The sequence below is a fragment of the Pseudarthrobacter sp. NPDC058119 genome, from assembly GCF_042884655.1.
Classification (GTDB): domain Bacteria; phylum Actinomycetota; class Actinomycetes; order Actinomycetales; family Micrococcaceae; genus Arthrobacter.
In genome coordinates, this window is record NZ_JBHVTN010000001.1 from 378759 (window position 1) to 391416 (window position 12658).

At 66.0% G+C, this 12658-nt stretch carries 15 protein-coding genes; 7 read left to right on the plus strand and 8 right to left on the minus strand.

The annotated features are described in order from the left end of the window. Positions 1–21 precede the first annotated feature (21 nt). Positions 22–1179 carry an Mrp/NBP35 family ATP-binding protein gene (locus tag ACFVTD_RS01695; protein WP_387557168.1) on the plus strand — a complete coding sequence of 386 codons (1158 nt, stop codon included), beginning with the start codon at positions 22–24 and terminating at the stop codon, positions 1177–1179. 7 nt (positions 1180–1186) lie between these two features. On the opposite strand, the gene ACFVTD_RS01700 is transcribed toward ACFVTD_RS01695, so the two are convergent. The 3 genes from ACFVTD_RS01700 to sigE form a co-directional block, all read right to left on the minus strand. Continuing rightward, on the minus strand, positions 1187–1591 hold the full coding sequence (locus ACFVTD_RS01700) for a Sec-independent protein translocase TatB (RefSeq protein ID WP_387557171.1): 405 nt from the start codon (positions 1589–1591) through the stop codon (positions 1187–1189). Between the two features lie 69 nt (positions 1592–1660). Next, positions 1661–2500 (minus strand): anti-sigma factor, encoded by an 840-nt coding sequence (locus ACFVTD_RS01705; protein ID WP_387557174.1) that lies wholly within the window; start codon positions 2498–2500, stop codon positions 1661–1663. A gap of 7 nt (positions 2501–2507) precedes the next feature. Next, positions 2508–3122, minus strand: a complete 615-nt coding sequence (sigE, locus tag ACFVTD_RS01710) for an RNA polymerase sigma factor SigE (protein ID WP_387557177.1) — start codon at positions 3120–3122, stop codon at positions 2508–2510. A 229-nt stretch (positions 3123–3351) separates the two neighbouring features. Here sigE and ACFVTD_RS01715 point away from each other — a divergent pair, with 229 nt between their 5' ends. Further along, on the plus strand, positions 3352–3984 hold the full coding sequence (locus ACFVTD_RS01715; protein ID WP_141159894.1) for an O-methyltransferase: 633 nt from the start codon (positions 3352–3354) through the stop codon (positions 3982–3984). Positions 3985–4041: 57 nt separating this feature from the next. On the opposite strand, the gene ACFVTD_RS01720 is transcribed toward ACFVTD_RS01715, so the two are convergent. The 4 genes from ACFVTD_RS01720 to ACFVTD_RS01735 all read right to left on the minus strand — a co-directional run bounded on the left by ACFVTD_RS01720 (position 4042) and on the right by ACFVTD_RS01735 (position 6968). After that, positions 4042–4209 (minus strand): DUF3117 domain-containing protein, encoded by a 168-nt coding sequence (locus tag ACFVTD_RS01720; protein WP_009357720.1) that lies wholly within the window; start codon positions 4207–4209, stop codon positions 4042–4044. A gap of 233 nt (positions 4210–4442) precedes the next feature. Then, positions 4443–5696 carry a hypothetical protein gene (locus ACFVTD_RS01725; RefSeq protein ID WP_387557181.1) on the minus strand — a complete coding sequence of 418 codons (1254 nt, stop codon included), beginning with the start codon at positions 5694–5696 and terminating at the stop codon, positions 4443–4445. After that, on the minus strand, positions 5693–6142 hold the full coding sequence (locus ACFVTD_RS01730) for a DivIVA domain-containing protein (RefSeq protein ID WP_387557183.1): 450 nt from the start codon (positions 6140–6142) through the stop codon (positions 5693–5695). The genes ACFVTD_RS01725 and ACFVTD_RS01730 overlap by 4 nt, the downstream gene beginning before the upstream one ends. A 43-nt stretch (positions 6143–6185) precedes the next feature. Then, positions 6186–6968 (minus strand): TIGR00730 family Rossman fold protein, encoded by a 783-nt coding sequence (locus tag ACFVTD_RS01735; protein WP_387557186.1) that lies wholly within the window; start codon positions 6966–6968, stop codon positions 6186–6188. A 103-nt stretch (positions 6969–7071) separates the two neighbouring features. Between ACFVTD_RS01735 and ACFVTD_RS01740 the strand changes: the two genes are divergently transcribed. The 4 genes from ACFVTD_RS01740 (at position 7072) to ACFVTD_RS01755 (ending at position 10338) form a co-directional block, all read left to right on the plus strand. Then, entirely contained in the window at positions 7072–7827 is a 756-nt protein-coding gene (locus ACFVTD_RS01740) for an amino acid ABC transporter ATP-binding protein (RefSeq protein WP_387557189.1), read from the plus strand. A gap of 50 nt (positions 7828–7877) precedes the next feature. Then, on the plus strand, positions 7878–8780 hold the full coding sequence (locus tag ACFVTD_RS01745) for a glutamate ABC transporter substrate-binding protein (RefSeq protein WP_387557192.1): 903 nt from the start codon (positions 7878–7880) through the stop codon (positions 8778–8780). A 62-nt stretch (positions 8781–8842) separates the two neighbouring features. After that, on the plus strand, positions 8843–9490 hold the full coding sequence (locus ACFVTD_RS01750) for an amino acid ABC transporter permease (RefSeq protein ID WP_141181978.1): 648 nt from the start codon (positions 8843–8845) through the stop codon (positions 9488–9490). Next, positions 9487–10338 carry an amino acid ABC transporter permease gene (locus ACFVTD_RS01755; RefSeq protein WP_387557195.1) on the plus strand — a complete coding sequence of 284 codons (852 nt, stop codon included), beginning with the start codon at positions 9487–9489 and terminating at the stop codon, positions 10336–10338. Before ACFVTD_RS01750 ends, ACFVTD_RS01755 begins: the two co-directional genes overlap by 4 nt. Before the next feature lie 93 nt (positions 10339–10431). On the opposite strand, the gene dapE is transcribed toward ACFVTD_RS01755, so the two are convergent. Further along, positions 10432–11568: a succinyl-diaminopimelate desuccinylase gene (dapE, locus tag ACFVTD_RS01760; protein WP_387557198.1), complete on the minus strand. Its 1137-nt coding sequence runs from the start codon at positions 11566–11568 to the stop codon at positions 10432–10434. A gap of 51 nt (positions 11569–11619) precedes the next feature. On the opposite strand from dapE, the gene dapD reads away from it, so the two are divergent. Beyond that, positions 11620–12648, plus strand: a complete 1029-nt coding sequence (gene dapD / locus ACFVTD_RS01765; protein WP_387557201.1) for a 2,3,4,5-tetrahydropyridine-2,6-dicarboxylate N-succinyltransferase — start codon at positions 11620–11622, stop codon at positions 12646–12648. Positions 12649–12658: the final 10 nt, after the last annotated feature.

The following is a 12658-nucleotide window of genomic DNA, read 5'->3' on the forward strand; positions in this document are numbered from 1 at the left end:
AAGAAAGCCGAGGCTCCTGCCATGACCGCCCCCACCGATCCCGCAACCACGGGCTCCTCACCCTTGGTCCGGGCCGTCAACGACGCCCTGGCAACGGTCATCGATCCGGAGCTCCGGCGCCCCATCACCGAACTGGGCATGGTGGATTCCGTCCAGGTGGCCGACGACGGCAAGGTCACCGTGGCGGTGCTGCTCACCATTGCGGGCTGCCCGCTGCGGAACACCATCACGGCCGATTCACAGAAGGCCCTTGCCTCCGTACCCGGCGTGACCGCCGTCAACGTCCAGCTCAAGGTGATGGACCAGGCGCAACGGGACGCCCTCAAGGAAAAGCTGCGCGGCCCTGGCGGACAGCGCAGGATTCCCTTCAACGAGCCGGACTCCCTGACGAAGGTCTATGCCGTGGCAAGCGGCAAGGGCGGCGTGGGCAAGTCCTCGGTAACGGTCAACCTGGCCACCGCCCTGGCCGCCCGGGGCCTCCGGGTGGGCATCGTGGACGCCGACGTCTACGGCTTCTCGGTTCCCGCCCTGCTGGGCATCACGCAGAAACCCACCCAGGTGGACGACATGATCCTTCCCCCCGTTGCACACGGGGTAAAAGTCATCTCCATCGGCATGTTCGTCACCGGCAACCAGCCGGTGGCATGGCGGGGACCCATGCTGCACCGTGCCCTGGAGCAGTTCCTCACGGACGTCTACTTCGGCGACCTGGACGCCCTGTTTCTGGACCTTCCGCCGGGTACCGGTGACATCGCCATTTCCGTCGCCCAGCTGCTGCCCAAGGCCGAAATCCTGGTGGTCACCACGCCCCAGGCGGCCGCGGCCGACGTCGCCGAACGGGCCGGTGCCATCGCCACGCAGACGGGGCAGAAGATTGCCGGCGTCATCGAGAACATGTCCTACCTGGAGCTGCCGGACGGCGGCCGGATGGAGCTCTTCGGAAGCGGCGGCGGGTCGGTACTCACGGAACGGCTCAGCGCCACCGTAGGGGTGGACGTTCCGCTGCTGGGACAGATTCCCCTGGACATCGAACTGCGCGAGGGCGGGGATGCCGGGGTTCCGATCGTCCTTGGCAAGCCCGGGGCCCCGGCGGCTTCCGCCTTGGCGGGGATCGCCGGCAGGCTTGCGGCCGCTCCGCGCGGCCTTGCCGGGATGAAGCTGGGGCTGCAGCCGCGCTAACCCGTCCCTAGGTGGCTTCGGTGTCGAAGGGTGCAGCCTCGCCGGGGGCCAGCCTCTGCACTACCCTTTCCGGGCGCTTGGGTGCAGCGTCGGCTGCGGCTGCGGCGCCGGAGACTGCAGCCACCGCGGCCGGGGCGCCTGCGCTGACCGGTTTGGTGTCGTCGTCGAGCAGTGCTTCCTTGATGATGCGGCGGGGATCGTACTGGCGGGGATCGTATTTCTTCCAGTCGACATCGTCGATGTCGATTCCCACTTCTTCCTTGATTTGTTCCCGGGCACCGTTGGCCATCCGGCGGACTTCCTTGACCAGGTTGGCCAGCTTCTGCGTATATTCCGGCAGCCGCTTGGGGCCGATCACCAGCACACCGATGATCAGCAGAAGAATGAACTCCGGGCCGTTGATTCCAAACACTTTAGGAAGATTACCCTCTCCGGGCTGCGAGTGACGATTCCCACCCGGCGGACGGATGAACAGTCCGTGTCATTGGGTGAACAGGGCCGCGATCTTGTTGATTCCGCGCTCCAGCCGTGCATCCAGGGGTTCCGCAGCCTGGCCTGCGGGCTGCTCCGGCACGGATGCCGCGACCCCCTCCACGGCGGAATCGGCAAGCCGTTCGAGGATCGGCATGGCGTCGTCGGCCTGGTCCGCGGGCAGGTCGGAGCGGTAGGTGATGGTCAGGCCGGCGGCCCGGTAGGTGGCGGACGCCGGGGACGTGGCCCACGCGTGCGCAGGACCGGCAGCATGGCTGGCCGGGTGCTGTTCCGTGACCGTGGCGTGGTGGGCGCCGTCAGTGAGCTGCAGTTCCACTGCGGGCTCCCCGTCAACCACCAGCGCCCGCGCGGCTTCCAGGTGGAAACCGATGGCCTGGAGGTCCGGACAAGCCCATCCCTCGGAACGCAGGGTGGCCAGCTGGGCAGCACTCAACGTCCTCCCATCAGCGGGAGTCTGGGACGAGACATGCGAGAACGCGGCCTCGGGTCCGGCCTGTTCGCTGGGCGCGGGGTCCCCCGCTGCCGTGAACGCCCCCACGGCCAGCACACCGGCGGCGGCCATGGTTCCACCCGCCGTCAGCGCCAGCGCCCGCGCAGCCAGGCGCGAAGTGCCGCTTTGGGGCGCCGGCGCAGGCGGCTGGGCGGCCAGCTCGTGGGTGCGGGCCAGCAGCCGGGCCGTCAGGTCCTGGCTGGCGGGCGGGATGGGAGCATCGCGGAGGCGCTCCAGGTACTGCCGTTCGCGGCGTACGGTGGCGGCACACTCCTGGCAGGCCTCGAGGTGGCTGCCGGTGCGCTGATGCCTGCCGCCAAAGGGAAACTGGGACCTCATGTGCCGATCAGAGGATGCCGGCGATGCGCGGCATCGAAAGCTTGCGGCGGGACTGCTGCGGGCGCGGGTCGCGGTGGGCCAGCTTCTCGCGGAGCATGGTCCTGCCACGGTGGATGCGCGACCTGACGGTGCCCAGCTTGACGCCCAGCGCCTCAGCAACCTCGTCGTAGGAAAGCCCCTCGAGGTCGCACAGGACCACGGCGGCACGGAAATCCGGGGGCAGCTCTTCCAGGGCAGCCTGCACGTCAAGATCGAGGTTGTTCAGCTCGAAGCTCTGCTCCGGTCCCGGCTCACGGCCGGGCAGCCGGGACTCCGCGTCCTCTGCCAGCGCGTCGAAACGGATGCGGGTCTTGCGCCGGGCCTGGTCAAGGAACAGGTTGGTGGTGATGCGGTGCAGCCAGCCGTCGAGGGTTCCGGGCTTGAAGTTCTCCAGCGAACGGAACACGCGGACGAAGACCTCCTGGGTGAGGTCCTCGGCGTCGTACTTGTTTCCGGTCAGGCGGTAGGCCAGCCGGTACACCTTCGCGGAGTGGTTGGTGACCACTTCTTCCCAGGTGGGACGGACCCACTCATCGTCGGGATTGTTTACTGCAGGGACAGGTGCCACTACTGAAGATGACATCGTCCACTCCCCTCGTGGAATGCTAACGCCCGGATACTGTTGACATCTCTGATTCGGCGCCGGTCACCTTTTGGATGAGCGGATATCAATCATGTCAAACTTGGCTGGGAATTTCCTGATTACCTGGAAACTTCAGCGCTCGGCGCAACGGCTGCTTTCCCACCCGTCACGGCCGGACACAGTAGGCTTGGGGAGACATTCCCCCTTCACGCCCAGAAAGCGATTATTCATGAGCGCCGACAAGTCCAGCAGCTGGTCCTATGCAGAAGATCTGCCCGCTGAGGATGAGGTAATGCTTCGGGCCCGGGAACGTTCTTTTGAATTAGGGGTCAGCGCCATCAGCCCCGGCGTGGGCGCTGTCCTCACGGTCTTGGCCGCTGCCTCCAAAGCCCAGACCGTAGTGGAGATCGGCACCGGCGCGGGCGTCTCGGGTGTTTGCCTGCTGCGCGGCCTCGGCGCCCATGCCGTCCTGACCACCATCGATGTGGACGTGGAGCACCTGCGCGCTGCCCGCGAAGCGTTCGCGGAGGCCGGCAGCCCCGCCAACCGGACCCGCACCATTTCCGGCCGCGCGGGCGACGTCCTGCCGCGGCTTACGGACGGCGCTTACGACCTTGTCTTCATCGATGCGGACAAGCCCGGGCTGCCGGGTTACGTGGAACAAGCCATCCGGCTGCTCAAGCGCTCGGGGTTGCTGGTGATCAACGATGCGCTGGACAAGGACAAGGTAGCCAACCCTGCCGGCCGCGAGCCCAACACGGTGACGCTGCGGCAGGTGGGCAAGGCAATCCGCGACGACGACAGGCTGGCGTCCGCCATGCTTCCCACCGGGGACGGCCTGCTGGTGGCGGTCAAGAAATAAGTGCTGCCTAAAGGCCAGGGTGCGCAGCCCGCGGGCTGCGCACCCTGGCCGGCACGACTATTCGGTAACGCCTACCAGGCACTCCTTGAGGTTGGCTGCTTCGGCAGCGTTCAGTTCGACCACCAGGCGCCCGCCGCCTTCGAGCGGGACCCGCATGATCAGGCTGCGGCCCTCCTTGGTGACTTCCATTGGGCCGTCGCCGGTGCGTGGTTTCATAGCCGCCATGAGGAATTCCCCTCCATTTTGTCCCAGGACTAATCAGCCCGGGCGGGCTGTGTCCGCATGTCGATCAGGCCGCGACGACGGGGTGTTGCCACCACCGCCAGTGCTGCGCGTTTTCTGAATGCTTTTGTCCTTGCTTACCTATCATTATCGCGGAATTACCCGCACGTAGCTAATCGATGGACATTTCCGTCAACGTGTCATTCCCGCCCTGACCTGCATTAAAGCCCGTTTTGCTACGGCGGATAATCCCCTCCGCCGGGCAGCTGCGCCCAGGCCCACAACCACACGATCCAGACGATCTGCAGCAGCAGGAACATGGCCACCACCGTCCCCCGGTAGGCCCTGGACCGGGACAGGAACACGGCACCCAGGGCCAGCGGAAACAGTGGCAGCAGCATCCTGAAGGTGCTGGTTTGTGGGTGCAGGAACGCCAGCAGGTAACCCATGTAGCAGGCGCACCAAAGCCGGAGTTCGACGCCGAGCCGCACCACCGGGGGCAGGTACAGCATCACGCCGAACAGCGCCACGAAGACGAGCGGGGCGACAATGCCCAGGACGGGACCGAAAAGTTCCACACCGGTGTCGAACCAGGGCTTGAACGGCACCAGGTCCTGGCCCCGCCATACGGTTTCCGTCTTGGTGTACGCCTGCAGGTCGCCGGTTGCCAGCCACGCCGCGGCCGGCCACGCAAAGGCTGACAAGCCGGCGACGGCGGCCAGTCCAGTGAGTGCCGCCAGGTCCCGGGCGGAGTGGCCGCCGCCGGGACCCTCATGCCGCCGCCCGCGGACGTACGCGGCGGCGCGGAAGACCAGGAGCAGCCCCACCATGGCGGCGAAGGGAACGCCGACCGGCCGGGACAGGCCCAGGAGGAACACCGCCGGAATGGCCCACAGGTACTGGCGGCGCACCACCAGCAGGAGGGCCCACGCGAGCAGCAGGAGGGACAGCGGCTCCGCGTAGGGGACCTGCAGGACGGCGGAGACGGGAAAGACCGAGAAGAATGCGACGCCCCACATCGCCTGGGCATGGGAGGCTTTATGCCGGAACAGTGCATACACCATCAGGGCTGCCGCCCACCCGGACAGCATGGCAATCAAGGTGAGCGAGGCGGCAGGGTCCATCCCGGTGAGGCGGCTGAGTCCGCCCGCCAGTGAAGGAAAGAGCGGATAGAACGCCCACGTGTTTTCCTGGACGTTGCCTGCTGCGTCCGTGGGAAGGATCGATGGGTAGCCGTTGGCGATGACCTGGCCGTACCAGCGGGCATCCCAAATATTGATGAAGTTCCAGTAGTCCGGTTTGGGTGGGAACCACGGGTTGGGACCCTGATGGAGCGCCGCGGCCATGAAGATGCAGGCGGAGGCAAGCCGGGAGATGCCGTACAGCGCGGTGACCTGGAGCCACCATGGCCAGCTGCGGACGGCGTCGGCAGCCCGGTGGACCACAGTTCCGGCGGAGGCCAGCGGGTTGCGGCGGGCCACGGTGCTCACTGGCCGCCCTTCACCGGGGCTGCGTCCTCCTGGGCTGCCCGGTTCCCATCCCCTCCCACACCAGGCTCTTCGGGGGCGGTGGCTGGGACCGGGGTACCGTCGTCGTCACCCTGTTCTGGATGCCGTTCGCCAGCGGCCAGCCGCCCGCGCAGCTCCACCAGTTCCGCATCCCGTGCCGCCAACTGGTCCCGCAGTTCGTCCAGGACCTGGTCCACCTGGTCCATCCGGTAGCCGCGCAGGCCCAGGGAGAACCGGATCCGGGTCACGTCCTCCGGAACGGCGCGCTCCGGCAGCAGCACCGGCGGAAGGTTCGCCGGCGGCTCGTCGAATCCGTGCAGCAGGGCCGGCAGGCCGGCCCCGCCCGCCTTGCGGGAGCGCCGGCCCAGGCCGGCCCATAGAACCGCCGCAACCAGCACGACGGCGAGGAAAACCAGAAAGAAGCTCACGGTCCCATCGTGCCAGACCCGTGCGGCAGGGCGGCGCCGGCGGCTATTCCGGCCGCTGTTCGCCGTTCAACGACGGGGTCACTGCCACATGCAGTACCCGGTCCACGGCCTCGGCCGGGTCGTCAACGAGCTGGATAAGGTCCAGGTCCTTTTCGGAGACCATCCCTTCAGCCACCAGCGTGCCCCTGATCCAGTCGATCATCGGTCCCCAGAAGTCGACACCGAGCAGGACGATGGGGAAGGACGTCACCTTCCGGGTCTGGACCAGGACCATGGCTTCGAACAGCTCATCCAGCGTGCCCAGGCCACCGGGCAGGACGATGAACCCCTGCGCATATTTGACGAACATGGTTTTGCGGGCGAAGAAGTAGCGGAAGTTGATCCCCAGGTCCACCCACTGGTTCAGGCCCTGCTCGAACGGCAACTCGATGCCAAGGCCCACCGACACGCCGTTGCCTTCCACGGTTCCCCGGTTGGCCGCCTCCATGGACCCGGGGCCGCCGCCGGTGATCACGGCTACCCCGGCTTCGGCGAGCTTGCGGCCCACCTGCACGCCCATTTCGTAGTACAGGCTTCCCGGCTTGGTGCGGGCCGAGCCGAAGACGCTGACCGCTTTTCCAATGTCTGCCAGCGCACCGAAGCCTTCGACGAACTCGCTCTGGATCCGCAGGACCCGCCACGGGTCGGTATGGACGAACTGGCCTGGGCCCTTGGTATCGAGCAGGTGCTGGTCCGACATTTCCACTGCTGCCTGCTTGCGCCGCAGCTCGAGGGGCCCCTTGCGGCGCGGCTGGGAATTCTTGGCCGGATCTGCGTTGATGCTCATTCCCCTAGGCTAACCTCCAATGCGAGGTATCTCTTGAATCACGATCAGCAGGAACTTGTGGTGATTGGCGTCATAACCCACTGTTGTTCGCTAGATTCTTTCTATGACTACTCATGTGCCCGGCGATGCTCTCGTCTCCCTGAACGCCGTAAACAAGCATTACGGCCAGCTGCACGTTCTGAAGGACATCAACCTCCAGGTCCGCAAGGGCGAGGTTGTTGTGGTCATCGGGCCCTCCGGCTCCGGTAAGTCCACCCTCTGCCGGGCCATCAACCGCCTGGAAACGATCGACGACGGCTCCATCACCATCGACGGCAAGGAGCTTCCCGCCGAAGGCAAGGCCCTGGCCAAGCTGCGGGCCGACGTCGGGATGGTATTTCAGTCGTTCAACCTGTTTGCGCACAAGACCATCCTGGAAAACGTCACCCTCGGACCGATCAAGGTCAAGGGCGCATCGAAGGCTGAGGCCGAGAAAGAGGCCATGGCGCTGCTGGAGCGCGTGGGCGTCGGGCAGCAGGCTCCGAAGCTCCCCGCCCAGCTCTCCGGCGGCCAGCAGCAGCGCGTCGCCATCGCGCGTGCACTGGCCATGAAGCCGAAGGTCATGCTCTTCGACGAGCCCACCTCGGCGCTGGACCCCGAAATGATCAACGAGGTCCTCGATGTCATGGTCCAGCTCGCCAAGGAAGGCATGACCATGATCGTCGTCACCCACGAGATGGGCTTTGCCCGCAAGGCGGCCGACCGCGTGGTGTTCATGGCCGACGGGCAGATCGTGGAGGACGAGACGCCGGAGGAGTTCTTCACCAACCCGAAGAGCAGCCGCGCGAAGGACTTCCTGTCCAAGCTCCTGACCCACTAAGCACACCGCACCGGCTGCCCCAGCGCGGCCGCTCAATGAAAGGTATCCCCATGAAAAACTTCTTTACCCGGAAGAAGCCTCTGTTCGTCGCGGCAACTGCGGCGCTGGCTCTTTCCCTCAGCGCGTGCGGCGGCTCCGGCGGCGGCGGAACTGCTTCCTCCGGCACGGATGAGGCTCCCTACAAGGTTGCCGACAACGTCTCCCTCACTGGCAGCCCGACCTACGACGCCATCAAGTCCAGCGGCAAGGTCCGCATCGGCGTCAAGCAGGACCAGCCGGGCCTTGGCTTCAAAGACGCGGCCACCGGTGAATACACGGGCTTCGACATCGAGATCGCCAAGTGGATGGCAGCTTCGCTGGGCATGAGCAAGGACAAGATTGAGTTCAAGCCCATCCCGTCCGCCAACCGCGAGTCCGCCATCACCAACGGCGACATCGACTACTACGTGGGCACCTACTCCATCACGGACAAGCGCAAGCAGCTGATCGACTTCGCCGGGCCGTACTTCGTCACCGGCCAGGGGCTGCTGGTCAAGAAGGACAACTCAAGCATCAACAGCGAGAAGGACCTCTCGGGCAAGAACGTCTGCTCGGCCACGGGTTCCACGCCGATCCAGAACATCAAGGCAAACTTCCCGGGCACCAAGACCACCGAGTTCGATACCTACTCGCAGTGCGTCGAGGCGCTCAAGAGCGGCCAGGTTGACGCCGTCACCACCGACCAGGCCATCCTGCTCGGCTACGCTGCCCAGGAGCCGGACAGCCTGAAGGTCGTTGGCCAGCCGTTCACCACCGAAAAGTACGGAGTCGGCCTGAAGAAGGGCGATACCGCGCTCCGCCAGTTCATGAACAAGACGTTCACCGACGGTAACTCCGTGTGGCAGAAGATCTACGACCAGACGCTGGGCCAGTCGGGCACCAAGGTCGAACAGCCCGCGGTAGAGAACTACTAAACCAAAGTCGAGGGGGCGGCCATGCAGCCGCCCCCTCTTCCACTGTCGAAAGCGACGATTCTGTGAATACGCTGCTGAACAATTCGGATCTCTTCATCACGGGCTTCCGGAACACCCTCATACTTTTCTTCTTCTCGGCGATTTTCGCCCTGATCCTTGGTACCGTTGTGGCTGCGCTCCGCGTTTCCCCGGTGCCCGCCATGCGTGCGACCGCGACGCTTTACGTCAACGTGGTGCGCAATACCCCGCTGACCCTGGTCCTCTTCTTCTTCGCCCTCGGCTACCCAAAGCTGGGCCTGGTGCCGATCGACTTTACGACCGCCGCCATCATCGGCCTGAGCCTGTATACCGCCACCTATGTGGCGGAGGCTGTCCGTTCCGGCATCAACACCGTCCCGGTCGGACAGGCCGAAGCAGCCCGCGCCATCGGGCTCCCCTTCACCCAGACCCTGACGCTCGTGATCCTGCCGCAGGCCTTCCGCGCTGTCATCCCGCCGATGTTCAGCGTATTCATCGCCCTGCTCAAGAACACCACCGTCGCCGCCGGCTTCTCCGTCTTTGAAGCCGGCGCCATCCGGGCGAACCTCTCCGAACGCGGCGAGCCGGCTATGACCGGCCTCCTGTGGGTGGCGCTCGTGTTCATCATCCTGGTCTTCATCCTTTCCGCGCTGCAGCGAAAGCTTGAACAGAAGTGGAAGGTTGCACGATGAGTTCAATCCTTTTTGACGCCCCCGGCCCCAAGGCACGCAGCCGGTACCGGATCCTCGGCGTCGTCACCGCCATCGTGATCCTGCTGATCGTCGGGTTCGTCCTGCTCCGCTTCGCCGAAAGCGGGCAGTTCGACGCGAAGAAGTGGCAGCTGTTCACCTTTCCGCTGGTGCAGCAGACGATTGCCCAGTCCGTCGGTGCCACGTTGTCCGCCTTCGGCACCGCGGCAGTCCTCAGCCTGGTCCTCGGCATCCTCTTGGCATTTGGCCGCTTGTCGGACCGCCGCTGGATCAGCGCTCCCTGCTACGGCTTCACCGAACTGTTCCGCGCGGTTCCGCTGCTGATCCTCATGATGATCTTCTACTACGGCCTGCCGACCATCGGCGTCCAGGGAATCACTCCCTTCACTGCCGTGGTGGCAGGGCTGGTCCTGTACAACGGCTCCGTCCTCGCGGAAGTGTTCCGTGCCGGCATCGAGTCCCTGCCGCGCGGCCAAAGCGAGGCCGGTTACGCGATTGGCCTGCCCAAGAGCAAGGTCATGACCAGCATCCTGCTGCCGCAGGCCGTCCGGTCCATGCTTCCGGTCATCATCTCCCAGCTGGTGGTCATCCTGAAGGACACGGCCCTGGGGTTCATCGTCACGTACAACGAGATCCTCTTCCAGGCGAAGTACTTCGGCAGCCAGATCCAGTACGGGTCCCCGATCATCCCGGCAGCCATCGTGGCCGCCGTGCTCTACGTGGGGATGTGCCTGATCCTGGCAGCCATCGCCAAATGGCTGGAACGCAGGCTCTCCCGCAAGCCCGGCGCAGCAGTCACACCCGCTGCCGCAGTTCCCGCCGAGGTTTAGCCAGCTGCCGGCATTGCCAGCGCGAAAGGGCCCGGAACCGTCAGGTTCCGGGCCCTTTCCGTAGCCGTGTTCCTTCGCCGCCGGCCAGCATTCCTAGCCGGCGAGCCATTCCTCCAGGGCACGCAGGCAGGTACGGATGGCCTCGGCGGAAACGTGTTCGTTGTCCTTATGCGCCAGCAGGGGGTCCCCCGGGCCGAAGTTCACTGCCGGTATCCCCAGTTCGCTGAAGCGTGCGACGTCGGTCCAGCCGTACTTGGGTTTAGGCTCGGCTCCCACGGCCGCCACGAAGGAGGCGGCAGCCGGGTGCTGCAGGCCGGGACGTGCGCCGGCGGCGGCATCGGTGCGCACCACGTCAAAGCCTGCAAGCAGTTCCCGGACATGCGCTTCGGCCTGGTCCGGGGTCTTGTCCGGTGCAAACCGGTAGTTGATCTCCACCACGCAGCGGTCCGGAATCACATTGCCGGCCGTGCCGCCGTTGATCTTTACCGCATTGAGGCTCTCCCGGTAGTCAAGCCCGTCAACGTTGATGGTCCGCGGCTCGTAGGCGGCCAGGCGCGCCAGGATGGGGGCCGCCGCGTGGATGGCGTTGCTGCCCATCCAGGCCCGGGCAGAGTGGGCAGCCTCCCCGGCAGTGCTCGCTTCGAACCGGCTGGTCCCGTTGCAGCCGCCCTCCACCGTGCCGTCCGTTGGCTCCAGCAGGATGGCGAAGTCCCCCTGCAGCAGATCGCCGTGGTTCCGGACCAGGCGTCCCAGTCCGCTCTTCACGGCCTCAACTTCCTCATGGTCGTAGAACACAAAGGTGACGTCCCGCTTCGGCTGCGCGCCGTCGTCGAACAGTCCGGCTGCCAGCGCGAGCTGGACCGCCACGCCGCCCTTCATGTCCGTGGCACCGCGCCCATAGAGGATCCCTTCACCCGGAACTCCGGACTCCCAGCTGGACGGGACGGAACCCCTTGAACCTTCCGTCAGGGGCAACGGCACCGTATCCAGGTGCCCGGCAAGGATGACCCGTTCGCTGCGCCCCAGTTCCGTGCGGGCAACGATGGCGTCGCCGTCCCGGACCACGGCCAGCTGGGGAATCCCGCGCAGCGCGGCTTCGACGGCGTCCGCGAGCCGCTTCTCGTTGCCGGACACGCTGTTGATGTCCATGACTGCCGCAGTCAGCAGCGCCACGTCCTGGCGCAGGTCAAGGGTGGGAACGGAAGCTTCGGGGGCGGTTTCAGCAGTCACGAAGCCAGTCTAGTTCGAACCGCCGGCCCCGCCCTCGATAGACTGGGGCACATGACTGAGACCGCTTCCTCCGCCGTGCCCGAAACCCTGACTTCCAACGCCGATGACCGTTCCGCCTATGGCTTCGGCGTGGCCACCATCGCCACCGCCGGCGGTGAAGCAACTGTCCTGGACGTCTGGTTCCCCGCACCGGCTCTCGGCGTTGCCGCCGAGGACCTCCGCTCGGTGGAGAATGCCGACGATGCCCTGACTGCCATTGCCGAGAACGGCGCAGACCAGGACCGCGGCACGGAGCAGAAGGTGGTCTTCGTCCAGATCAACCTCGACGAAGCCCCCGCCGACACCGCGGACGCCTACCTGCGGCTGCATCTTCTCTCGCACCGCCTGGTCCAGCCCAACACCGTCAACCTGGACGGCATCTTCGGCAAGCTCCCCAACGTCGTGTGGACCAACTTCGGTCCCGCCGCCGTCGAAGGCTTCGAACTCACCCGCGCCCGGCTCCGCCGCCGGGGCGCCGTCACCGTCTACGGCATCGACAAGTTCCCCCGCATGGTGGACTACGTGGTGCCCAGCGGGGTCAGGATTGCCGACGCCGACCGGGTCCGCCTGGGTGCGCACCTCGCCGCCGGCACCACCGTCATGCACGAGGGCTTCGTAAACTTCAACGCCGGAACCCTGGGCACCTCCATGGTGGAGGGGCGCATTTCCGCGGGCGTCGTGACCGGAGACGGCAGCGACGTCGGCGGCGGAGCCTCCATCATGGGCACCCTGTCCGGCGGCGGCAAGGAAAAGATCACCATCGGCGAGCGTGTCCTGCTCGGGGCAAACTCCGGCGTGGGCATCAGCATCGGCGATGATTCCGTGGTCGAGGCAGGCCTCTACGTCACGGCCGGCACCCGCGTCCGCGTGCCGGGCCCCAAGGACGAGGTGGGCGAGGACACCACCAGGATCGTCAAGGCCGCCGAACTCTCGGGCGTCCCCAACCTGCTTTTCCGCCGCAACTCCACCACGGGCGCGGTGGAGGCCCTGCCCCGCAAGGGCCAGACCGTGGAACTGAACGACGCCCTGCACGCCAACTAGTTCCCTCGTG